Source organism: Streptomyces kronopolitis, assembly GCF_014646275.1.
Lineage (GTDB): Bacteria > Actinomycetota > Actinomycetes > Streptomycetales > Streptomycetaceae > Streptomyces > Streptomyces kronopolitis.
Window position 1 is genome coordinate 123,111 of sequence record NZ_BMND01000013.1, and the last position, 22,912, is coordinate 146,022.

Here is a 22,912-nt window from a genome sequence, read left to right on the forward strand (position 1 = left end):
GGGTCGGTGGTGGAAGCGCTCCGTCCGGGGTGCTGCGGCGATGCCGCCTACCCGCACACAGGCAAACTCCGTGTGTTTCCCGCCAAGTCCTGCCCCGAAACCCGTCCGGGAATGTGACGTACGCGACGAGTGCCCCTCCCGGCCTGCATCCGGGGCCACAACAGGCGTAGCCTTTATTCCCGCTGTCCACCACCTTAGGAAGCGGAAGAGGGCGGTTGCCGCCGTGTCGCTACAGTCCCCCAACAGCTCGAGCATCTCGACCGACCACGAGGGGCAGGGAAAGAACCCTGCCGCCGCGTTCGGTCCCAATGAGTGGCTCGTCGACGAGATCTACCAGCAGTACCTCCAGGACCCGAACTCGGTAGACCGAGCCTGGTGGGACTTCTTCGCCGACTACAAGCCGGGCGGCGCCAGCGCGCCGAGCCAGCCGGCGGAGGGTTCTCCCGGTGCGGGCTCCGGCTCCACCGGAGCGGCTGACGCCGCGCAGCCCTCCGCGCCGGCCGCCCCGGCCCCGTCGGCCCCGGCAGCACCCGCCGCCGCGCCGAAGCCCGCCGCAGCCGAGCCGGCCAAGCCGGCGAAGCCCGCCGCGAGCGCTCCGGCGCCGGCCAAGAGCGCGCCGGCCAAGCCGGCCGCGAAGCCGGCCGCCGAGGCCACGGACGGTCCCGAGTTCGTCACGCTGCGCGGCCCCTCGGCCGCCGTCGCGAAGAACATGAACGCCTCCCTGGAGCTGCCGACGGCCACGTCCGTCCGCGCGATCCCGGTGAAGCTGCTCTTCGACAACCGCATCGTGATCAACAACCACCTCAAGCGCGCCCGGGGCGGGAAGGTCTCCTTCACCCACCTCATCGGGTACGCGATGGTGCAGGCCCTCAAGGCCATGCCGTCGATGAACTACTCCTTCGCGCTGAAGGACGGCAAGCCGACCCTGGTCAAGCCGGACCACGTGAACCTCGGTCTGGCCATCGACCTGGTGAAGCCGAACGGTGAGCGCCAGCTCGTCGTCGCCGCCATCAAGAAGGCCGAGACGCTGACCTTCTTCGAGTTCTGGCAGGCCTACGAGGACATCGTCCGCCGGGCCCGCGACAACAAGCTGACGATGGACGACTTCACCGGGGTCACTGCGTCGCTGACGAACCCGGGCGGCATCGGCACGGTGCACTCCGTGCCGCGCCTGATGCCCGGCCAGTCCATGATCATGGGCGTCGGCTCGATGGACTACCCCGCGGAGTTCCAGGGCACCTCGCAGGACGCCCTGAACAAGCTGGGTGTCGCCAAGGTCATGACGCTGACCAGCACCTATGACCACCGCGTGATCCAGGGCGCCGCCTCCGGCGAGTTCCTGCGGATCATGAACCAGCTGCTGCTGGGCGAGAAGGACTTCTTCGACGACATCTTCAAGTCGCTGCGGATCCCCTACGAGCCGGTCCGCTGGCTCAAGGACATCGACGCCTCGCACGACGACGACGTCACCAAGGCCGCGCGGGTCTTCGAGCTGATCCACTCCTACCGGGTCCGCGGCCACGTCATGGCCGACACCGACCCGCTGGAGTACCACCAGCGCAAGCACCCCGACCTCGACATCACCGAGCACGGTCTCACCCTGTGGGACCTGGAGCGCGAGTTCGCGGTCGGCGGCTTCTCCGGCAAGTCCATGATGAAGCTGCGCGACATCCTGGGCGTACTGCGCGACTCGTACTGCCGCACCACCGGCATCGAGTTCATGCACATCCAGGACCCCAAGCAGCGCAAGTGGATCCAGGACCGGGTCGAGCGCTCGCACAAGTCGCCCGAGCGCGAGGAGCAGCTGCGCATCCTGCGTCGGCTGAACTCCGCCGAGGCGTTCGAGACGTTCCTGCAGACGAAGTACGTCGGCCAGAAGCGCTTCTCGCTGGAGGGCGGCGAGTCCGTCATCCCGCTGCTGGACGCGGTCATCGACGCCGCGGCCGAGTCGCGCCTGGACGAGTGCGTCATCGGCATGGCCCACCGCGGCCGGCTGAACGTCCTCGCCAACATCGTCGGCAAGTCCTACGCGCAGATCTTCCGGGAGTTCGAGGGCAACCTCGACCCGAAGTCGATGCACGGCTCCGGCGACGTGAAGTACCACCTGGGCCAGGAGGGCGTCTTCACCGGCCTGGACGGCGAGCAGATCAAGGTCTCGCTGGCCGCGAACCCCTCCCACCTGGAGGCCGTCGACCCGATCGTCGAGGGCATCTCGCGCGCCAAGCAGGACATCGTCAACAAGGGCGGCACGGACTTCACCGTCCTGCCGATCCAGCTGCACGGTGACGCGGCGTTCGCCGGCCAGGGTGTGGTCGCCGAGACGCTGAACATGTCCCAGCTGCGCGGCTACCGCACCGGCGGCACGGTGCACGTGGTCATCAACAACCAGGTCGGCTTCACCGCCGCCCCGGAGTCGTCGCGTTCGTCCATGTACGCCACCGACGTGGCCCGCATGATCGAGGCGCCGATCTTCCACGTCAACGGTGACGACCCCGAGGCCGTCGTCCGCGTGGCCCGGCTGGCCTTCGAGTTCCGCCAGGCGTTCAACAAGGACGTGGTCATCGACCTCATCTGCTACCGCCGCCGCGGTCACAACGAGTCGGACAACCCGGCCTTCACCCAGCCGCTGATGTACGACCTGATCGACAAGAAGCGCTCGGTGCGCAAGCTCTACACCGAGTCCCTCATCGGTCGCGGCGACATCACGCTGGAAGAGGCCGAGCAGGCGCTGCAGGACTTCCAGGGCCAGCTGGAGAAGGTCTTCACCGAGGTCCGCGACGCCACGACGACGCCGGCCGCGCCCGAGGTGCCGCAGCCCAAGGCGGAGTTCCCGGTCTACGTGGACACCGCGATCTCCCAGGAGGTCGTCAAGCGGATCGCCGAGTCGCAGGTCAACATCCCCGAGCGGGTCACCGTCCACCCGCGTCTGCTGCCCCAGCTGCAGCGCCGCGCGGCCCAGGTCGAGGACGACACCATCGACTGGGGCATGGGCGAGACCCTCGCCATCGGCTCGCTGCTGATGGAGGGCACCCCGGTCCGGCTCGCCGGCCAGGACTCCCGCCGCGGCACCTTCGGCCAGCGCCACGCGGTGCTGATCGACCGCGCGACCGGCGACGACTACACGCCGCTGCTCTACCTCTCCGAGGACCAGGCCCGCTTCAACGTCTACGACTCGCTGCTGAGCGAGTACGCGGCGATGGGCTTCGAGTACGGCTACTCCCTGGCCCGCCCGGAGGCGCTGGTCATGTGGGAGGCGCAGTTCGGTGACTTCGTCAACGGCGCCCAGACGGTCGTCGACGAGTTCATCTCCTCGGCGGAGCAGAAGTGGGGCCAGACCTCCGGCGTCACCCTGCTGCTGCCGCACGGCTACGAGGGCCAGGGCCCGGACCACTCCTCGGCCCGGATCGAGCGCTTCCTCCAGCTGTGCGCGCAGAACAACATGACGGTCGCCGCGCCGACGCTGCCGTCGAACTACTTCCACCTGCTGCGCTGGCAGGTCCACAACCCGCACCACAAGCCGCTGGTCGTCTTCACCCCGAAGTCGATGCTGCGTCTGAAGGCCGCGGCGTCGAAGGCGGAGGAGTTCACCACGGGCGGCTTCCGCCCGGTCATCGGCGACGACACCGTCAAGGCCGAGGACGTCCGCAAGGTCATCTTCTGCTCCGGCAAGGTCTACTACGACCTGGAGGCGGAGCGGGACAAGCGCGGCGCGACCGACACGGCGATCGTCCGCATCGAGCGGCTCTACCCGCTTCCCGGCAAGGAGCTCCAGGCGGAGATCGCCAAGTTCCCGAACGCCGAGAAGTACCTGTGGACCCAGGAAGAGCCGGCGAACCAGGGTGCGTGGCCGTTCCTCGGCCTCAACCTGATCGACCACCTCGACCTGGCCGTCGGCGCCGATGTGCCGCACGGCGAGCGGCTGCGCCGGATCTCCCGGCCGCACTCCTCGTCGCCGGCCGTCGGTTCCGCCAAGCGCCACCAGGCGGAGCAGGCACAGCTGGTCGCGGAGGCCTTCGACGCCTGAGTCGGCAGGCCGCCGGAGTGACCGGTGGAACAGCGGAAGGGCCCGTCCCCCTGGGGGGCGGGCCCTTCCGCGTGCCCGGGGCGCGCCGTCCGTCAGACGGGCTGCGGTTCGAAGTCCCAGTACGGGCGGCGGCGGCGCCGGGCGGAGAGGGTGTGCGGGTGCTCGGCGCCCAGCGTCTCGGAGAGCTGCCCGATGGCCTCCTGCTCCAGCTTGGCCGCCTCCTGGCCGCGGCGCAGTGCCCGCAGGTCCTCGGCCAGCGCCGTCTTCGCGGACAGCGTCAGCGGATGGGCGTCCCCCAGCGCCGCCTTGGCGCGCCGCAGGGTGTCGCGGCCCAGCTCCACCGCGCCCTCCTCGTCGTCCGTCCGGTTGCGGGCCGCGCCGGCGTTCAGCGCGCAGCCCAGCGTCCAGGGGTGGTCGGGGCCCATCGCGTCGGTCATCCCGGCGAGGGCGGCCTCCGCGAGGTCCAGCGCCTCGGCCTGGTCCCCGAACTCGCCACGGACCAGCCCGACGTTGCCCAGGGTGCCGACGGTGTAGGGGTGGCGCTCGCCGGCCAGCGCGCGGTAGCGCTCGGCGACCTCCTCGGCCAGGTCGCGGGCGTGCCCCAGGTCGCCGTGCTCGCGCAGGAAGGTGGCGTGGTCCGCGCGCACCATCAGCGTCTCGGGGTGGCGGGGGCCCTGCACCCGGCGGGAGCGTTCGACGAGGTCGGCGAGGAGGGTGGCGGCGCGGGTGACCTCGCCGGAGCGGCGCAGGCACAGCGCGAGGTTGTGCTCGGCGCGCAGCGTCTGCGGCGTGTGCGGGCCCATCACCTGGAGATGCAGCCGGGCGTTGAGCTCCTGGCCGGAGGCGGCGTCGCGGTAGCGGCCGAGCAGCCGCAGGGTACGGGCGTGCGCGGTGCCCGCGTTGAGCGTCAGGTGGTGGCGGGCGCGCAGTTCCCGCTCCCGGAAGGCGAGCACCTCGCGGTGGGTGGTCAGCGCCGCCTCGTACCGGCCCAGCAGGGCGAGGACGTTGCCGAGGTTGTGCCGCGAGGAGAGGGTGCGGGGGGCCTCGGGGCCGAGGAGTTCGGTGTAGGCCCGCCAGACGGCGTCGAAGAGGTCATAGGCCTGTGCGTAGGAGCCCAGCGCCATCAGCGTGCCGGCCAGGCCGTCCTGGGCCCGCAGCAGATCGGCGTCGGAGGGGCCGCGTTCGGTGGCGAGCTGGTCGACGACGGCGCTGCCGACGGCCTCGGCCTCGCGGTAGCGGCCGAGCCTGCGCAGCATGTTGGCGTGCTGGTGGGTCAGCACGAGCATGGTGCGCTGGGTGGCGGCCAGCCGGGTGCGCCAGCGGGACATGAACTGCTCGCACAGCCGCAGGCCCATCCGGTATTCGCCGCGGACCCGCAGATATTCCACGCAGTTGAGCAGCAGCTGCTGGACGGCCGGTTCGGGGCTGTCGAGCACGCCGGCCGGCTCCAGATGCGGGATCAGCTCGGCGTAGCGCTCCCAGCAGCGGGTGTCGGAGGGGTTCTGCGGGTCGGCGGTGACCAGCACCCGGCAGGCCGTCGCGGACATCTGGTCGCGCTCGTCCTCGGACATGTCGCTGCGCAGGAAGCGGTGGTAGAGCCGGTGCATCAGCGCGGTCTCGACGGCCGGGTCGGCGTCCTCGGAGACCTGGTAGTCCAGGCGTACGGCGGTGGACTCGGTCAGCCGGCGCAGCGCGGTGTTCCAGCTGATCGGCTCGGCGGCGAGGTCGGCGAGGTGTTCGGGCAGGTCGCCGCGGCGGGCCTGGGCGAGCATCGGGACGGGGATGGTGTCCGGGGCGAAGAACGCGAAGAGCTTGAGGAGTTCGACCGCCGCGGGGCTGCGCTCGCGCAGCGTGTTGAGGGTTATGGCCCAGCTGGTCTGGAAGGCCATGGGGTAGTCGGAGGAGATCCGGATGCCGACGAGGCTGGGCTCGCCGCGGCGGATCAGCTCGATGTACTCCTTGGGGGACATCGGGTTGGCGTCGAGCCAGGCGGCGGTCTGGGCGAGCAGCAGCGGCAGGTCCTGGACGGCGTCGGCGAGCAGGTCGGCTTCCATCGGGGTCAGCCGTGGTGCGCGCCGCCGGGCGTAGGCGACGCTCTCGGCGCGGTCGAAGGGCAGCACCTCGGTCTCCTGGGCGCTGCCGGAGCCCGACCAGTCGCGGGTGAGGGTGGTGATCAGGACGTGTCCGCGGCCGTCGGGGACCAGGTCCTCGATCTGCTCCATGTCGTCGGCGCTGTCGAAGATCAGCAGCCAGCGGCGGTAGGGGCGACCGACGCGCAGCGCCTCGTGGACGGCGCGGATGCGGTCGCCCAGCTCCCGGCCGACGGGGAGGCCGAGCCGGGTGGCGAGTTCGGCGAGCTGTTCGCGGGCGGCGCCGCGGTTGGTGGCGCTGATCCACCACACCACGTCGTAGTCGTTGCCGAAGCGGTGGGCGTACTCGGCGGCGATCTGGCTCTTGCCGACGCCGGAGGTGCCGTACAGCGCGAGCCGGGTCTCCAGCGGCGGGCCCGGGTCGGTCCGGGAGCCGGCCAGCTTGCCGTGCAGCTCCTCCAGCACGCCGTCGCGGCCGGTGAAGCGGTTGTTGCGGCGCGGGATGTTCCACACCTCGGGCGGGTTGTTCGGGAAGCGGGGGGCGCCGGGCTCGTCCTCGTCCACGGGGCGGTGCGGGGCCCCGATGCCCAGCCGCTGGAGCACCCGGCGGTTGGCCTCGCGCGCGTCCAGGTCGCGCAGGTCGGCGGGGCGCAGCAGGGCGGCCGTGGCGGGCAGGGACTGGGTGGCCACGCTCACCGCGGCGAACCGCTCGGCGTGCGGGGCCACCACCTCGCGCAGCGCGGCCGTCCACTCCTGCGGTGTCTTGGGGCCCAGCCGGAAGTACCAGTCGTCCAGCACCATCAGCAGCCGGCCCTCGGCCGCCAGCAGCCCGGACAGCTCCGCCACCAGCGCGGTGTCGGCGCGCGGGTCCCAGCGCAGCAGGGTGGTGCCGTGGCCCTGCTGCTCCAGCTGGTGGGAGATCCACGCGGCCCAGGGGCGGGTGAAGCCGGCGTAGCTGATGGTGATGTGCGCGGGGGAGCCGTCAGGAGCGGCGGAGCCCGGAGAGCCGTGGGGACCAGAAGATGGGGCCTGACCGACCATGCGACCGTCTCCCTGGGGTGCGAGGGTGCGCGCGTGCGCAGGCTGTCTCCCCGGGCACGCCCTGGCTTTTGGGCACGATAGCCCAAGTGTCCCCCCTGGTGGCGACAGTGCGTCAGGTCATATGGGGGTGGCGCCAGTTGGGTGTGATCGCGGTCTTCAGGCGGGCGGCGATGTGCCGGATGAGGCGCTCCAGGTCGGCGCAGTAGACGGAGGGGTTGGTGAATCCGCTGCCGTCCGCGCGGTAGCGGTGGGCGTAGTTGCCGCCGCCGCAGACCTCCACCAGGGCGCAGGTGCGGCACCGGTCGCCCAGGCCGTCGCGGCCGGTGCGGCGGGCGGCCATGCCGGGGTGGGCCAGGGCCTGGTCGAAGGTGTGGTGGAAGACGTCGAGGCCGGTGGCCGCGGCGCCCTCGTAGGCGGACTTGAGCGAGTCCACCTGTTCGATGGCGCCGTCGGTGTCGACGATCACGGCGACGACCGGGGAGAGGCCGACCGCCTCGCTGGAGCCGGGGCGGCCCAGCAGCAGGCCGAGGATCTCGGTGAAGACGCGCACCCGGGGGCCGGGTCCGCCGTCCCACCACAGGTCGAAGACGGCGCACAGCCAGTCGCCGTACGGGGTGCGGCCGGCGGCGGCGGGGGGCGGGCTGGACCAGTTGGCGTGCGGCAGGAGGAAGTCGAGCATCGGGGGGTCCAGGGCGCGCAGCGAGCCGTAGACCTCGGCGGGGTCGGCGGTGACGTCGATGGTGCACAGGATGCCGGCGAACACCCCGGGGCGGTCGCGGAGCAGCCGCGCGGCGCGGGAGACCGCGGGCCAGGAGGGCCGTCCCGCGTGGTCGAGGCGGCGGTGGTTGAGGGCGGGGGTGCCGCCGTCGAGGCTGAGGCCGAGCCGGAACCCGGCGGCGCCGAGGGTGTCGAGGATCTCCGGGGTCAGCAGGGTGCCGTTGGTCTGGACGCCGAAGTCGGCGGCGCAGCCGGCGGGCAGCGCGGCGCGGATCGCGGCGGCCTGCGCCAGCAGCGGGCCGGGGCCGGTGAGCAGCGGCTCCCCGCCGTGCAGATCGATCCGGACCGCGCGCAGCCGGTGGGTGCGGGCGTGTTCGGCGATGCGGCGGGCGGTCTGCCGGACGGTGGCCGCCGGGGCGGCCGGCGGGCGGGTGCGCCAGCTGCGGTCGGGGCCGGCGTAGATGTAGCAGTAGGTGCACGCGAGGTTGCAGCGGCTGTGGACCTTCAGGACGAACTGCCGGAAGGGGACCACGGCGGCCCGGCCGGTCGTCTCCCCCGCCACGGCGTCGCCCCCTGCCCGTCGTCCCCGTCATCCCCGGTCAACGGGCCGCCCGCGCAACTCCCGCCCGTCGACTGATACATGGCTCCGCCCCCGATCGAGGAACCGAGTGCCCCCGGCAACTGGCCGGTTCCCTTGCACGTTTGCCCAAAAACAACCGTCTCTGATCGTCAATGCACGGCTATTTCCGGGCCGTCCTCGTAGTACGCCACGGCCTCCTGCGCCGACGGCCAGTTGCGCAGCAGCAGCGCCGCCACCTCCGCCAGCCTCGCGTGGTCCGTCCGCGCGGCGAGAACGCCCACGTCAACCCCGGCGAAGTCCGGCAGCCGCTCGGCCGACGGCCCCGGCGGGGCGGCCACCGCCGGTTCGGTGCGGGGGATTGTCGCCACGCTGTTCTCCTCTGGGCCGGCTGGACGGGGGTGTTCCCGGACTCCCGTCCGCAGAAACACAGGCCCCGGGGGACGGGCGGCCGCCGCCGACGGGCCGCCGGGGCGGTCAGGCGGCGGATTCCAGGGCACGCATCCGGGCGCGGGTGCGCTGCGCCTCGGGGCCGGTGTCCTCCCCGGCCCGCTGCCACTGCTCCCAGCTCTCGCGGTAGGCGTGCAGCGCGGAACGGGAGCCCGCGGTGGCCTCCAGGACCTCGCCGCGGCGGTGGTGGGCCCGGGCGGCCAGCAGGGCGCTGCCGGCCCGCCGGGCGGCCGCGGCGGCCCGGCGGTAGCAGGCGGCGGCGCGGTCGTGGCGCTCGCGGGAGTCGAAGCGGCGGTCCAGCAGCAGCTGGACGTCGCCCACTTCGAGCCAGGCCTCGGCGGAGACCGCGGGAGGTACGTCCGCGCCGCGGGCGGCCAGCTCCAGGATCCAGTCGGCCTCGTGCAGATCGGCGAGCGAGGGGCGGCGCTCGTGGCGCAGCCGCAGGGCGCGGCCGAACAGCAGGCGGTGGCTGCCGAGGTCGGGGTCCTGCGGCGCGGCCCGGCCCAGCACCTCGCGCAGCACGTGCACCGCCTCGTCGGCCAGCCGCCGGCCCGGCCCGTCGGCCGGCTCCAGCCGGGCGCGCAGCAGCAGCGCCGCGCCGCGCTCGGCGAGCAGCGCGCTGTGCTCGGGCGAATCGGGGGTGGCCAGCCGGAGGGCGGCGGCCAGCGCGGCGATGGCGGCGTCCAGGGCCGGCAGGGCGCCGGTGCGGGTGTGCACCGCGCGCTGGGCGGCGGCGGTACGGCGCAGGCTGTCCGCCTCCAGGGCCCGGTCGTCGAGGGCCCGGGCCATCTCCCGGGCGCGTTCGAGGGTCGGCAGGACCGCGGCCGCTCCCGCGCCGCCGTGCAGCTGGCGGGCCGCCGCCAGGTCGAGCAGCGTGCCGCACACCAGCCGGTCGGCGGCGCTGCCGCGGCGGCGCAGCAGGACGACGGCGGCATCGAGGTCGTCGGCCGCGCGCATGGCGAGCGCCTCGGCGGCGCGGGGGGCCGCGCCCTGCCCCCCGGCGGCCCGGCGGGCCTGGTCGAGCAGGACGCCGCCGCGGGCCGCGTAGACCTCGCCGGGCACCTCCTCGCCGCTGGGCCACCGGTCGAGGAGGGTGGTCAGGGCGCACTCCGCCTCGTCGAGGGGGTCGGGGTCCGGCGCGGCGGCCGATTCCGCGGACGCGCCGGGCAAGGGCGCCGGCGCGGGCAGCGCGGCCAGCCGGCGCAGCACCTCGGTGCGCAGCACCATGCTCTCCAGGACACGGGGGTCGAGCAGGCTCATCAGCCCGCAGGCGGTGTGCAGATGGCGGGCCGCGTCGGCGAGGGCGCCGCGCTCCTCCTCGGGTGTGCCGTCGGCCCGGCGCTCCCGGGCGCGGGCGTGGCCGACCCGGCCCAGCACGATCAGCGCCCGGGTGCGCTCGGCCTCCCGCCCGGCGGTGACGGCCTCCTCGTCGCCGTCGGAGGCCGCACCCGCCGTGGCCCGTTCCGCGGCCCGCACCGCCCGTTCGGCCTCCTCCAGGGCGTCCGGCTGGCCCCATCTCGCCCAGGCGTGCAGCAGCGCGCGGGCGAGGTCCGTACCGGCCTCGGGCAGCCGGGCGGCGGCGGCGCGCAGCAGCCGGACGGCCTCGATCAGGTCCCGGACGGTGCGGTCCTGTTCGTAGCGCTCCAGGAGGGCGGCGCCCTCCGCGGCGGGGCCGTCACCGGCGTACGGGCTGGGCGCGGGCGGGCGCAGCGCCGGTTCGAAGCGGCGCAGCACCCGTTCGGAGACCCGGGCGAAGGGCTCGGGCACCGCGCGGCGGCCGGTCTCGGGCTCGCGTCCGCTGCCGGAGAGCATGGCGACGGCGACGGCCGGGAAGTTGCGGGCGCTGCGGCCGAAGGTGCGCTCGATGTAGAGCGAGCAGTGCTTGAGGACCAGGGCGGCCTCGCCCGCGCTGAGCCGGCCGAGGAGTTCGTCGCGCACCCCGGGCGCGAAGTCGTACCAGGGGCCGCTCATCCCGGCCTGCTCCCCCGACTGCCGCTCCTGCGGCGGGAGTTGCGTCACCAGGCCGCTGAGCAGCACCTCGGCCAGCTCGGCCGGGCCGGTCTGCGGCAGCATCGCCCGCTGGACCAGCTGGATGACGGGCAGCGCGAGCGGCACGGCCGACAGGTGCACGGCGAGCAGCCGGGCGGCCGGCGAGGCCTGCCGGTCGAAGTCGCGGACCATCCCGGCCGGTGCGGCGCGCCCGGCGGCGGGCGGCGGGCCGGCGGCGAAGTCGGCGCCGTGGTCGGCCCGTACGACGCAGGCGGCGCCGCGCAGGGCGAGTTCCGCGAGGGCGGCGGCGAGCCGGGCCCAGGCGCCGAGGGCGGAGGGGGTGGCGGAGAGGACCGGGACGGCGCGTTCACGGGGCGCGCCGGGGCCGCCGGGCGCCGCGGGGGGCCGCCGGCGGCGGGCCGGGCGGAAATCGAGCGCCTGGTACGAGCCCTGGCGGCGGACGAGGGTGCCGGCGACGGCGGGCAGCAGGGTGCGCGCCCACATCCGCTGCGGCAGCGGCTGGACGACGGCGAGCGGGGCGTCGGCGGCCCAGCGGTAGAGCAACCGCTGCATCCGGCCGTCCCGCCAGAGGGGGCCCGCGCAGTCGCTGACGACGAGGGTGAGGTGATGGCCGGTCGGGTCGTGCAGCTGGTCGGCGGGGCGCAGCGGGCGGCCGGGGCCGGGGGCCGCGGCGACCCCGACGTCCGGGCCGTGCGGATGGAGGTAGTGCACCGTGACGTCGCGGAAGGCGCCCACCCGCTCGCAGACCTGGCGCAGGTCGTGCAGCATCTGCTCCCAGACGGCCATCGAGGACGAGCCGTCCATCAGCAGCCGCAGCGCGGCGGCCCGGCGGTGCACCCCGCGCAGCACCGGGATGATCATTTCGGCGTGGGCGGAGAGTTCGGCGGTGGCGGGCTCGTCCAGCTTCCGGCGGGCCGGGGCGACCGGCGGGCGGTAGCGCTGGATGGGCCGCAGGGCCCGCTGGAGCGGCAGCAGTCCGGGGAACGCGGAGGCGGCGGGGGCCGCGATGTCGCCGAGCAGCCGGCGGTCCCGGTCGGCGGTCCGCTCGTCCAGGGCGGGCAGCAGCTCCGCGACCCGGCGCCGGGCGCCGTCCCGCAGCGTGGAGGGGGCGGCCCCCTCCTCCCCGGGGCCGTCCCGTGCACCGTCCTCGCGGCCGGGCGGCGAGGCCCCGTCGGCGTACGGGGTGGCGGCCGGTCCCACCCGGAAGGCGGCCGGATCCGCGCGGCGGGGAGGGTCCGGCTCCGGGGGCCCGGGGTCCCCGGCACCGTCGGGCGGCGCCTCCGGGGTGATCCACTGGGCGAGCCAGAGGGCGTCGGCCATCCCGCGGGCGTCGGCCGGCAGTCCCGCGGCCGTCAGCCGGGCGACGAGTTCGTCGAGGGGCCCCGGGCCGGGCTCCCCGGGAGGCACCGCGCTCACCTCGTCCGATCGAGCGGACGCATCAGCTCCGCCGTCAGACGCCGCCGGGTCTCCTCCTCGTCCTCGTCCGTCCAGCCGGCCTTCTGGGTGAGGTGGATGGCGTTGAAGAGCTGGTCGACGGCGCGGACGTCGCCGGGCTCGCGGTCCAGGAACCGGTCGATCACCGCGTCGTAGCGCTCGGCGGCGCCCTCGCCGAAATGCGCCCGCACCATGGCGGCGAGCCGCTCCTTGTCGGGGACCGGGATGTGGAGGTGGATGCAGCGGCGCAACAGGGGCGCCGGGAAGTCGCGTTCGCCGTTGCTGGTGAGGACGATGAAGGGGAAGGCGTGGCAGCGCACCCGGCCGTCGCGCACGGTCACCTGCGCGCCGTCGTCGCTGAGCACCTCCACCTCGGGGGCGGATCCGGCCAGCCGCTCCAGCTCCGGAATCCGGAACTCCCCTTCCTCCAGCACGTTGAGGAGGTCGTTGGGCAGGTCGATGTCGCTCTTGTCGAGCTCGTCGACGAGCAGCACCCGGGGGCGGGCGGACGGCAGCAGGGCCGTGCCCAGCGGGCCGAGGCGGATGTAGCGGCCGATGCCGCCGCCCGGCTCGTCGGTGGGGTCGTCGCCGGGCGGTGCCGCGCTCTGCGCGCCGGCCGGGATGGCGCGGGCGATCTGGAGGTCCTGGAGGCGGCCGATGGCGTCGTAGTCGTAGAGGCCCTCGCGCAGCGTGCTGCGGCTGACGACGGGCCAGCCGAGCACCCGGCCCAGGCCGAGTTCGTAGGCCACCGAATGCGCCAGGGTGCTCTTGCCGCTGCCCGGGGCGCCGGTCACCAGCAGCGGGCGGCGCAGATACAGGGCGGCGTTGACCAGTTCGCGCTCGGTCTCGCCGGGGCGGTGGTGGCTGGCCTCGCGGTGCTGCACACCGAGCCGGCGTTCGGAGGACGGGTCGAGGGCGGCGGGCGGCGCCACGAGGGGGCCACCGTCGAAATCGCGCCAGGGCGGGGGTGGCGGAAGATGCTCAATTCCGTCGTGCGGTGCCCCCGCACCGCGGTAGATGAGCCAGTCGCTCACGTCGGAACTCCTCGTCGCCGGCCAGGCATCGGTCACGAGCGATGGTCATGGCCCATCGCCGCGGTCCTCGGCATCCGCTCCGCCTCCCCCGCGTCGCCACCCGCCTCGCGCCGTCACGTCCTCACGAAGCGCCATCAGGTCCTCACGAACAAGTCTTCCACGAAGCTATGACAGTACCCACGCCCGCGGAAGCACACGGGGCGGTTTCCGGTCTCCCGTGCACCCGTTCAGGGGACTCAAGTGCCCTGCCCGGGGCGCCACTTGCCGCACGAGGGGCGGACGCGGCCGCTCCGGGCCCCGGGCGCACGGGAGGTGTACGGGGCGTACGCCGCGCCCCGGCGGACCCGGGGGCGGCTCCGGTGGTGCTCACCCCGGCGACAGCTGGGGCCGGTCCGTGAACAGCGGCGGGATCGGGTCCTCCGGGTCGTCGTAGAGGAGCACCAGGTCACGGGCCCAGTGCGTGCCCTCCTCCGCGGCCTCGGCGGCCTTCGCCCGCAGCTGCCGCACCAGCTCCGGCAGCCGGGCCACCCCGCCCGACCCCTCCAGCAACTCCCGCACCCCGCGGTGGAATTCCTCGCAGACCGCGTCGCAGTCCCGCTCCTCGCCGTGGCCGCGGGCCGGCCACAACCCGGCCGGGAAGCCGGTGTCCAGGGCGACGCCCACCGCGTCCCGGCCGAACCCGTCGGCGACGGAGTGGCACAGCGCGGGCAGCGCACCCTCGCCGGCCGTCTCCAGCAGCCGCCAGACCGACTCGGCGCAGGCGCCGAGGCGCGCGCCGGCGCCCTCGCGCGGCCCGACCCGCAGCGCCTGGAGGGCGGGGGCGGTGCGCAGGCCCTGCCAGCGCTGCCACCAGGCGGGGTCGACCTGCTCGCGCCGCCCCTGGTCCCGCAGGATCACCGCACGGCCGGGGCCCACCGGCCGCAGCCGCGCGGTGCGCCGGGCCGAGGCCGCGACCTCCCACTGGCCGGCGGCGGTGTGCCAGCGCCCCTCGGGGACGGCAACCTCCAGGCGCACGCGGGCGCCCGGCCCGGCCGCCCCGTCGGCCCGCAGCAGCCGCCCGCCGAGCTGCCGCAGCACCTGCTCCCGGGCCTGCTCGAACGGCACGCCGCCGGCCGACTCCTGCACGTCCACCCGCAGCCACTGCCCCTGCCCGTAGCCCTCGCTGACCGACCAGTTGAACAGCTCGGCCGCGCCCTCGTCGTAGAACAGCGGCTCGAACTCGACGAGGACGGAGCGCGGCCGGCGGCGCACCGGCCCTATCCGGCGCCGGTCCTGGGGCTGCAGCACCACCGCCTTGGCCTGGACGAACTCCGCGAGGCGGACCGCCTGCGCGCGGACCGCGGCGGCCGCCTCGCCCGGTTCGTCGCGCACCTCGTCGGCGGCCAGCTGCGCCACGATCCGCAGATAGTGCACGAAGGTGCGCAGCTCGGTGTACGGGTCGCTGCCCTGGTAGAGCGCGCCGTGCCCGTCCCGCCAGGTGCGCAGCGCCCAGGCCGCGGGCCGCTCGCCGCGCTCCAGCGCCTCCCCCACGGCCGCCTCCACGACCAGCGGATCGCGCGGCGCGGGCAGCCGGGCGAGCAGGTCCAGCGCCTGCAGCCGCTCCTGGATGCCCCACAGCCGGCCGCGGCCCGCCATGATCGCGTGCTGGGCGTCGAACCAGGTGGGTCCGGTGGCGCGGCCGAGCTCCTGACCGGCCCAGTGCCAGCGGTCGTGCAGGCTCATCAGCGCGTGGTACGGGTCGGGCCCGAGCCCCTCGGCGCCGGCGACCAGATGCTCGGGACCCAGCCCGCGCAGCGCGGTGACCGGCACCGCGAGCCCGACGTGGTCCTGGAGGTGGCGGCCCTTGACGATGCCGACCACCTCGCCCCGGTCGCAGTCGATCAGCGGCCCGCCGGAGGCGCCGGGCGCCACCCGGACATCGCTGCCGAACTGGAGGCCCCGGGCGTCCCGGGCACCGAAGCGGACCGCGATGAAGGCGTCCACCGGGGAAGCGGGGGCGTCGCGTTCGGCGCGCGCGCCGGGCCAAGCCGCGCCCCCGCGCGCCCCGTCGCCCTCCTCCCCGGCCGCCTCCCCGCCCGACCGGTCGTGGCCGCGGAAGATGTAGGCGTCCTCCAGGAGCGTCGCCGGCTGGTCGCTGAGCCAGGCGCAGGGGTGGCGGGGCTCCGGGTCGAGCAGCCGGAGCAGGGCGAGGTCGGCGCGGGCAGCGCCGGGAGCGGCCTCCGGCGCGGGCCGGCTCAGGTCGTACGCCGGGCGCGCGGCCGCCACCCGGCCGCCGAACGCGACCCCGACGACCCCGTCCGGTCCCGTCTCCCGGCGCCGCCCGTCACCGGCCGCCAGCACATGGGCGCAGGTCAGCACCCATCCCGGGGCGATGAACACCCCGCTGCCCCACATCCGGGGGGCGGCCGCGCCCGGTGCGGGACGCAGCCCGACGGTGGCGCGTCCGGCGTGGTCGAGGAGCTGTGCGTAGCGGGCGCGGTCGCCGGGGGTACGGCCCTGGGGGGTGGCCATCAGCGGCTCGGATCGTCCGGCTCCCGGCGGTCGCCCGTATGCTCCCGGTCCTCGTGATGCTCCCGGTCCTCGCGCCGCCAGGTGAGCGTGATGGAGAGGTTCGACTTCGCCTCGCCGTCCGCGAGCAGGGCGACGGCCTTGCCCGGCTTGGCCGACAGCTCCACGCCGAAGGTCACGCTGGTCTCGTGCGGCGCGATCGGGGCCGCGGCCCGGCGGACGCTGGTGGCGACCCCGCCGATCACCTCGCGGAGCCCCTCGACCCGGGCGCCGAGCGCGTCCCAGACCCCGACGTCCTCGAACTCCCCGTCCGCGGCGTCCGGAGCACCCGGGTCGTCCGCCGCGTCGAGCCCGGGGGCGTCGAGCCGGGAGACCCGGGCCCAGACCTCCGTGCCGTCGGGCAGCTCGATGCGCTGCGCGCGCTCTTGCATCACGGCCTCCTGCTCCCCGTGAGCGGCGATGTCCCCATCACCGCCCGACCGTTGACAGGTGATCAGGCTAGCCCCCGGCCGTCTGTGGCGCGAGAGGTCCATGAGCCTGCCTATCCTGGCTGGGAATGACCCATGAACCCTTGTGGAGAGCGCGTGTATTTCACTGACCGTGGCATCGAAGAGCTGGAGAGCCGACGCGGCGAGGAGGAGGTCAGCCTCGGCTGGCTGGCCGACCAGCTGCGGACGTTCGTGGACCTGAACCCGGACTTCGAGGTACCGGTGGAGCGGCTGGCCACCTGGCTGGCCCGGCTGGACGACGAGGACGAGGACGACTAGGGGACGGCCCGGGACCGGGGCCCGCCCACCTCGCGACATGACCCCCTCGCGACATACTGCTTGACTTCGAGAATCCGCGATATATCGTGTCCACCGAGGACGCGATATGTTGCGTTGCGGTACCCGCCGTCGCGGTACCCGCCGTCGCGCTCCTCACCGTTGCAGGGCTCACAGGGGAGGCCAGATGTCAGCCGGGACCGGGTGGACGCAGAATCCGATGCAGGTGTCCGCACCACGCACGCTGGAGGTCACCGACCCCGTCGAGGTGCTCACCGTGCGGGTGTACGGCGGCACGGTCAATGTCGTCGGCACCACGGACGGCGGCCCCGCCCGGGTGGAGGTCAGCGAGCTGGACGGCTCGCCGCTGACCGTCTCGTGCCACGACGGTGTGCTGTCCGTCGCGTACGAGGACCTCCCCTGGCGGGGCTTCTTGAAGTTCCTCGACCGCCGGGCCTGGAACCGCAGGGCGGTGGTCTCCGTGACGGTGCCGGCCGGCACCCGCGTCGAGGTCGGCGTGATCCGCGCCGGCGCGGTGGTCTCGGGCATCTCGGGGCGGACCGACGTGCGCGGCGTCTCCGGCGACAGCACCCTGGTCGGCCTGACCGGCACGGTGCTCGCCGAGACCGTCTCGGGCGATGTCGAGGTGCAGTCGCTCACCGGCGATCTGCGCTTCCACTCCGTCTCGGGGAACCTGACCGTCATCGACGGTGCGGGCGGCGGGGTGCAGGCGGACTCCGTCAGCGGCGACATGGTCCTCGACCTGACGCCCGGCAAGGGCGCCGACATCGCCCTGACGACGGTCTCCGGGGAGGTCGCCATCCGGCTGCCCGACCCGGCCGACGCCCGGGTGGAGGCCAACACCACCTCCGGCACGATCGCCAACGCCTTCGACGACCTGCGGGTCAGCGGCCAGTGGGGCACCAAGCGGATCACCGGCTCCCTGGGCGCCGGCACCGGCTCGCTCAAGGCCACCACCGTCTCCGGCGGCCTGGCCCTGCTGCGCCGCCCCGCCCGCGAGGACGAGGACCACGGCGCTCCCGACGCCGGCCACGGCTCCGGCCCGCACGAGGACTCCCCCACCGCCCCCACCACCAGGAAGAAGGTGCGCTGACCATGCCCCCCGTCTTCGCCCACGGCCGCCTGCGCCTCTACCTCCTCAAGCTGCTGGACGAGGCGCCGCGGCACGGCTACGAGATCATCCGCCTCCTGGAGGAGCGCTTCCAGGGCCTCTACGCCCCGTCCGCCGGCACGGTCTACCCGCGGCTGGCCAAGCTGGAGGCCGAGGGCCTGGTGACGCACACGACCGAGGGCGGCCGCAAGGTCTACTCGATCACCGACGCCGGCCGGGCCGAACTCGCCGACAGGGGAGGCGAGTTGGCGGATCTGGAGTTGCAGATCCGGGAGTCGGTCGCCGCCCTGGCCTCCGACATCCGCGAGGACGTCAGCGGCTCGGCGCGGGATCTGCGCCGCGAGATGCAGGAGGCCGCCCAGCAGGCCCGCCGGGACACGGGACGCGGGAAGGCCGGGCGGACCGGCACGGAGCCGGACGCCGAGGAGGAGGGCGCCGGGCGGCCCCACCCCGAGGTGGGGGACTACTTCGACGGCGTGTTCGGCGACGCGGAGTCCTGGCGGCAGGCGAAGGAAGAGTTCCGGCGCGCCAAGGACGAGTGGAAGGAACAGGCCCGGCGGGCCAAGGAGGAGAGCCGGCGGGCCCGGCAGGACGCCCAGCGGGCCCGCAAGCAGGCGCGGGACGCCCAGGAGTTCGCGCGCGAGGAGGTCCAGCGGGTCATCCGGCGCGTCCAGGAGCAGGCCCAGGGCGCGGTGCGGTCCGGCGACTGGTCGGGGGCGGTGCGCGAGGCGCTGTCCGAGATGTCCCGCGAGGTCGGGCGCTTCACCGGCGGCATGTCCGGGACGGGCCAGGAGGGCGCCGGGAAGAGCGGCTCCGGCCGGGGCGGCGCGGACGGCGGGGCCCGGGTGACGGTCGAGCGCGTCGACCTCGGCAAGCCGGAGGCCGGACCGGACGCGGCGGCCGGGGCGCCGCCGGCCCCGGAGTGGGCGAAGGAGCCGGCCGGCGACGACCCGGCGCGCGACTTCGACCGGCTGCTGGACCGCTTCCGCGACGATCTGCGGGACGCGGCCCGCGATCACGGCGTCACCGCCGAGCAGGCGAAGGAGTCCCGCCGCCGGCTGTCGGAGGCCGCCGCCCATATCGGCGCGCTGCTGCGGGCACCGGAGCGGTACCGGCCCGGGACGGATGATCCGGACGCCTGAGCGGGCGGACCGGGCGGGGACATGACGGGCGGGGGCCATAACGGGCGGGGCGGGCACGGCGGCCACATCAGCCGTGCCCGCCCCGCCCATCGACTCAACCCGAGGGGGCAGGCCAGGGGGCAGTGCCGACGCCTAACTCGTCGTCACCGAAGGCGAATTGGACGCCCTCAGCACTGTTCGCGAACGAGCGCGGGCCGAGCAGCCGGCGGACGGCGGCGGGATCCGGACGCGCCCGAACCCCGCCCCTGTTACCGACAGTTGCCATCAGCGGTCTGGATTCACGCGGCGTAATCGGGGAACTCACTACGTCGTACGGCTTTTCGCCCGGCACCGGGCTTCAGGGCCCCGCCCCCGCGGACCGGCGGGCCGTGCCCCGGACCACCGCCCCACCCTCCTGTCTGCGCACGCATCGTGAAGGCCATGAGGTAAAGCGATGTCGGAATACCTTTCGGTCGCCCGCCGGATGTGGCACCTGCTGGAACCCTTGCACTCCACGCTGTACTTCGCCCCCGAGGCCCGCCGGGTCGCGGCCGGTCTCGGCCTTGACGTCGCCTCCCGCTGGCCCCGCTACTTCGCCTGGCGCACGGCTCCGCTGGGCGCCGCCGGGCCCGAGCTGGTGGCCGCGACCTACTACACCTTCAGTCCGCGGATGATCGCCCGCTACCTCCCGCGGATCTGGACCGCGGCGGACCCGGCCAAGGTGCTGGACGCGCGACTGCTGGCCGTGGACCGCGCGCTGACGACCCTGATCGGCGGCCGGCTGAGCGCCGCGCAGCTCGCCGAGGCGGCCCGGCTCGCCCGTCAGGCCGCCGAGAACGCCGGGGCGGCCGCCCGCCCGCTCGCCGCCGCCAACCGCGATCTGCCCTGGCCGGACGCCCCGCATCTGACGCTCTGGCAGGCCGCGACGATACTCCGCGAGCACCGCGGCGACGGCCATCTGGCGGCCCTGCTGACCTGCGGTCTCGATCCGTGCGAGGCCCTGGTGTCGTTCGCCGCGATCGGCGCCGCGCCGGCCGCCGACTTCGTGGGGCGCGGCTGGAGCGCCCAGGAGTGGAGCGACGCCCGGCACCGCCTCGCCGCCCGCGGCTGGATCGCCCCCGACGGCACCGCGACCGAGCGCGCCCGCACGGAACGCGAAGCGATCGAGCGGACCACGGACCGGCTGGCGGCCGGTCCGTGGCGGGCCCTGGGCCACTCCCGCGCCGAACGGCTGGCGCAGCTGCTCACCCCGGTCCTCGGCGCGGTCTTCGAGGCCGGATACCTGCCCCGGCACAGCACGCTGGGCATCGGCACGGTCAAGGTCGCCTACCCGTGACCGGGGCGGGGCGCCGACGCACCGTCCGGCGCGCCCGCACCGCACCCGGGCGGCCCGGCGCCGGTCCCGCCCGGCGCCTCACCCCGCCCGGCGGCCGCCGTCGGCGTCCAGCACCCGCAGCACCGCCGCATGGGTCACCCCGTGGTCGGCCAGCACCACCGCCGCCGGTCCGCGCCCGCAGGTCAGCGCGAGCAGCAGATGCTCGTCGCCGAGGGCGCGTTCGCCGCGGGCGACCGCCATCCGCAGGGCCCGCTCCAGCACGGACTTCGCCTCCGCGGTGAACCGGCGGCGCACCCCCCGGCGCCGCCCGGGCGCCCCGCCGGCCAGCGCGCCCACCCCGTGCTCGCGCTCGACGCTCGCCACGATCGCGTCGACGTCGATCCCGAGACCGGCCAGCGCCGCCGCGTCGGCCGCGGAGACCCCGCCGCGCCGCCGCACCGCCGCCAGGGCGTCCGCCACCGAGGCGCGCCGGGCCTGGAGGCCGAGGGCGGCGAGTGCCGCGGCGGCCGGCGAATCCGTCCGGTCCAGCAGGGCGAGCAGCAGCTCCGGCTCGCCGATCGTGTCGCTGCCCGTGCGCTCCGCCTGCTCCGCCGCGCCGCTCACCACGGCGCGGGCCTCGGCCGTGAACCTCTCGAACATCAGCGCCTCCCGTGCTTCTTGTGGACCGCCTGCCTGCTGATCCCCAGTTCCGCCGCGATCTCCTGCCACGACCAGCCCTTCGCCCGGGCGCTGCGCACCTGCACGGCTTCGAGCTGCTCCAGCAGCCGGCGGAGCGCGGCCACGGCACGGAGTCCGACCCGCGGGTCGCGGTCCCCCGCCCGCTCGGCGAGATCCGTTGCTTCGCTCATGATGTCAATTTAGGTTGACACGAGAGGGCGCGTCAACCTTCATTGACAGATCTGTCTCGATGCGTCTCGGGTGCGTCCCGGGTGCGTCAAGTGCGCTGAGACGTCAGGTGAGGGGAGAGGGCGGGCCGGACAGCCGGATCACCGCCACGGTGCCGTCCGCCCGCAGCCCGCCCGGCGGCGCGTCCGGCCCCGGCCACAGCACCGCGTCGAACCGCTCCATCCGCAGCACCGCGGACTCCCCCGTCTCCCCAGGGGCCGTGAGCCGGGTGGCCCCCTCCAGCGCCACGACGAGCAGCCCGCCCACGGGGTCCGACCCACCTCCCGGCGAGGGCGAGAGCGACGGCGACGGCGGCGACGAAGCCAACGGCGATGACGGGAACGGCCCCGGCGCCCAAGTGCCGCGCACGATCTCCACCGTCGCGTCCGCCCGCCCCTCCCGCAGCATCACGTTGAGGTTGACGACGGGTCCGTCCAGGAGGCGGGAGCCGGTGGCGGCCCCGCCGGGGAACGCGAACGGGCGGTGGCCGCCGGGCAGCAGCCGCACGGTGCCGTCCACCGTCAGCTCCAGCCCGGCGCCGTCGACGACGGTGAGGATCCGCCGGACGCCGGGCAGCGGCGAGTACGGCCCGTCGCGGGTGACGTCCGCCAGGCTGACCCGCCAGGCGAAGCCGTCCCAGCCCGCGCCCGGCGGATGGGCGGCGACCTCGCGGGTCACCCCGCCGCCGTTGCTCCACGGCGCGGCGGCGCGCTCCCGCGCCCGCAGGATCCGCATGTCTCCGGTCCCTTCCGGGGAAGTGGCGGGCCGCCGGTGCGCGGCCCCGGCTGCCCGTGCGGGGGTCAGACCGTCAGCACGACCTTGCCGAACAGCTCGCCCTCCGCCATCTTCGCGAACCCCTCGCGCGCCCGGTCCAGCGGCAGCGTGGAGTCGATGACCGGGCGGATGCCCTTGGCGGCGCAGAAGCTCAGCAGCGAGGCCAGCTCCTCCTTGCTGCCCATGGTGGAGCCGACGATCTTCAGCTCCAGGAAGAAGATCCGGTTGAGCTCCCCGCTCTTGGGGGTGTAGCCGCTGGTGGCGCCGGAAATCACCAGCGTGCCGCCGGGCTTGAGGGACTTGACGGAGTGCGACCAGGTGGCGGCGCCGACCGTCTCGATCACGGCGTCCACCCGGTGCGGCAGCCGCTCCCCGCTCGCGAACACCGCCTCCGCGCCCAGCTCCAGCGCCCGCTTGCGCTTGGCCTCGTCGCGGCTGGTGGCGAAGACCCGCAGCCCCGCGGCGGCGCCCAGCACGATGGCGGCGGTGGCCACGCCGCCGCCCGCCCCCTGCACCAGCACGCTGTCGCCGGGCCGTACGCCCCCGTTGGTGAACAGCATCCGGTACGCGGTCAGCCAGGCGGTCGGCAGGCAGGCCGCCTCCGCGAAGGACAGCTCCTTCGGCTTGGGCAGCACATTCCACGCGGGCACGGTGACCTGCTCGGCGAAGGTGCCCTGGTAGCGCTCGGTGAGGATGGAGGGCTTCTCCTTGGGGCCGACGCCGTGGCCGGTCTGGCCGATGACGGAGTGCAGCACGACCTCGTTGCCGTCCGCGTCGATCCCGGCGGCGTCGCAGCCGAGGATCATCGGCAGGGCGTCCTCGGTGATGCCCACCCCGCGCAGCGACCACAGGTCGTGGTGGTTGAGGGAGGCGGCCTTCACGGTGACGGTCGTCCAGCCGGGGCGGTCCTCGGGGGCCGGGCGCTCCCCCAATTCGAGGCCGTTGAGCGGCTGGTCACGGTCGATGCGGGCGGCATAGGCAGCAAACATGATCCCAACGTAGGCCGCGCGGGGGC

The 22,912-nt window shown here is 74.8% G+C and carries 16 protein-coding genes; 5 read left to right on the forward strand and 11 right to left on the reverse strand.

The features are described from left to right. Nucleotides 1–223: 223 nt before the first annotated feature. Entirely contained in the window at nucleotides 224–4,024 is a 3,801-nt protein-coding gene (locus IEY78_RS16675; protein ID WP_189099015.1) for a multifunctional oxoglutarate decarboxylase/oxoglutarate dehydrogenase thiamine pyrophosphate-binding subunit/dihydrolipoyllysine-residue succinyltransferase subunit, read from the forward strand. A gap of 92 nt (nucleotides 4,025–4,116) precedes the next feature. On the opposite strand, the gene fxsT is transcribed toward IEY78_RS16675, so the two are convergent. The 7 genes from fxsT to IEY78_RS16710 all read right to left on the reverse strand — a co-directional run bounded on the left by fxsT (nucleotide 4,117) and on the right by IEY78_RS16710 (nucleotide 16,316). Next, nucleotides 4,117–7,155 carry an FxSxx-COOH system tetratricopeptide repeat protein gene (gene fxsT / locus IEY78_RS16680; RefSeq protein ID WP_189099016.1) on the reverse strand — a complete coding sequence of 1,013 codons (3,039 nt, stop codon included), beginning with the start codon at nucleotides 7,153–7,155 and terminating at the stop codon, nucleotides 4,117–4,119. 112 nt (nucleotides 7,156–7,267) lie between these two features. Then, complete coding sequence (locus tag IEY78_RS16685) at nucleotides 7,268–8,434, reverse strand: FxsB family cyclophane-forming radical SAM/SPASM peptide maturase (RefSeq protein WP_189099017.1); 1,167 nt, start codon at nucleotides 8,432–8,434, stop codon at nucleotides 7,268–7,270. Between the two features lie 167 nt (nucleotides 8,435–8,601). Then, the gene (locus IEY78_RS16690) at nucleotides 8,602–8,820 is read right to left on the reverse strand and encodes a YxD-tail cyclophane-containing RiPP peptide (protein WP_189099018.1); all 219 of its coding nucleotides are present in this window, start codon (nucleotides 8,818–8,820) and stop codon (nucleotides 8,602–8,604) included. A gap of 106 nt (nucleotides 8,821–8,926) precedes the next feature. After that, the gene (locus tag IEY78_RS16695) at nucleotides 8,927–12,316 is read right to left on the reverse strand and encodes an SAV_2336 N-terminal domain-related protein (RefSeq protein WP_229699997.1); all 3,390 of its coding nucleotides are present in this window, start codon (nucleotides 12,314–12,316) and stop codon (nucleotides 8,927–8,929) included. Between the two features lie 5 nt (nucleotides 12,317–12,321). Beyond that, a complete protein-coding gene (locus tag IEY78_RS16700; protein ID WP_189099020.1) occupies nucleotides 12,322–13,377 on the reverse strand; it encodes an AAA family ATPase in 1,056 nt (351 codons plus the stop codon). A 366-nt stretch (nucleotides 13,378–13,743) separates the two neighbouring features. After that, complete coding sequence (locus IEY78_RS16705; RefSeq protein ID WP_189099022.1) at nucleotides 13,744–15,888, reverse strand: VMAP-C domain-containing protein; 2,145 nt, start codon at nucleotides 15,886–15,888, stop codon at nucleotides 13,744–13,746. Next, nucleotides 15,888–16,316 (reverse strand): CU044_2847 family protein, encoded by a 429-nt coding sequence (locus IEY78_RS16710; protein ID WP_189099024.1) that lies wholly within the window; start codon nucleotides 16,314–16,316, stop codon nucleotides 15,888–15,890. The genes IEY78_RS16705 and IEY78_RS16710 overlap by 1 nt, the downstream gene beginning before the upstream one ends. Before the next feature lie 153 nt (nucleotides 16,317–16,469). On the opposite strand from IEY78_RS16710, the gene IEY78_RS16715 reads away from it, so the two are divergent. The 4 genes from IEY78_RS16715 to IEY78_RS16730 all read left to right on the forward strand — a co-directional run bounded on the left by IEY78_RS16715 (nucleotide 16,470) and on the right by IEY78_RS16730 (nucleotide 20,238). Beyond that, nucleotides 16,470–16,652, forward strand: coding sequence for a DUF6104 family protein (locus IEY78_RS16715; protein ID WP_189099026.1), 183 nt, complete (start codon nucleotides 16,470–16,472; stop codon nucleotides 16,650–16,652). Between the two features lie 184 nt (nucleotides 16,653–16,836). Then, nucleotides 16,837–17,763, forward strand: coding sequence for a DUF4097 family beta strand repeat-containing protein (locus IEY78_RS16720; protein ID WP_189099027.1), 927 nt, complete (start codon nucleotides 16,837–16,839; stop codon nucleotides 17,761–17,763). 2 nt (nucleotides 17,764–17,765) lie between these two features. After that, entirely contained in the window at nucleotides 17,766–18,923 is a 1,158-nt protein-coding gene (locus IEY78_RS16725; RefSeq protein ID WP_189099029.1) for a PadR family transcriptional regulator, read from the forward strand. Nucleotides 18,924–19,356: 433 nt separating this feature from the next. Further along, nucleotides 19,357–20,238, forward strand: coding sequence for an SCO6745 family protein (locus IEY78_RS16730; protein ID WP_189099031.1), 882 nt, complete (start codon nucleotides 19,357–19,359; stop codon nucleotides 20,236–20,238). Nucleotides 20,239–20,316: 78 nt separating this feature from the next. On the opposite strand, the gene IEY78_RS16735 is transcribed toward IEY78_RS16730, so the two are convergent. The 4 genes from IEY78_RS16735 to IEY78_RS16750 form a co-directional block, all read right to left on the reverse strand. Beyond that, complete coding sequence (locus tag IEY78_RS16735) at nucleotides 20,317–20,877, reverse strand: Clp protease N-terminal domain-containing protein (RefSeq protein ID WP_189099033.1); 561 nt, start codon at nucleotides 20,875–20,877, stop codon at nucleotides 20,317–20,319. Then, nucleotides 20,877–21,086: a helix-turn-helix domain-containing protein gene (locus IEY78_RS16740; protein WP_189099035.1), complete on the reverse strand. Its 210-nt coding sequence runs from the start codon at nucleotides 21,084–21,086 to the stop codon at nucleotides 20,877–20,879. The genes IEY78_RS16735 and IEY78_RS16740 overlap by 1 nt, the downstream gene beginning before the upstream one ends. A gap of 103 nt (nucleotides 21,087–21,189) precedes the next feature. Beyond that, complete coding sequence (locus IEY78_RS16745; RefSeq protein ID WP_189099037.1) at nucleotides 21,190–21,858, reverse strand: HutD/Ves family protein; 669 nt, start codon at nucleotides 21,856–21,858, stop codon at nucleotides 21,190–21,192. Between the two features lie 65 nt (nucleotides 21,859–21,923). Next, nucleotides 21,924–22,886, reverse strand: a complete 963-nt coding sequence (locus IEY78_RS16750) for a zinc-binding dehydrogenase (protein ID WP_189099039.1) — start codon at nucleotides 22,884–22,886, stop codon at nucleotides 21,924–21,926. Nucleotides 22,887–22,912: the final 26 nt, after the last annotated feature.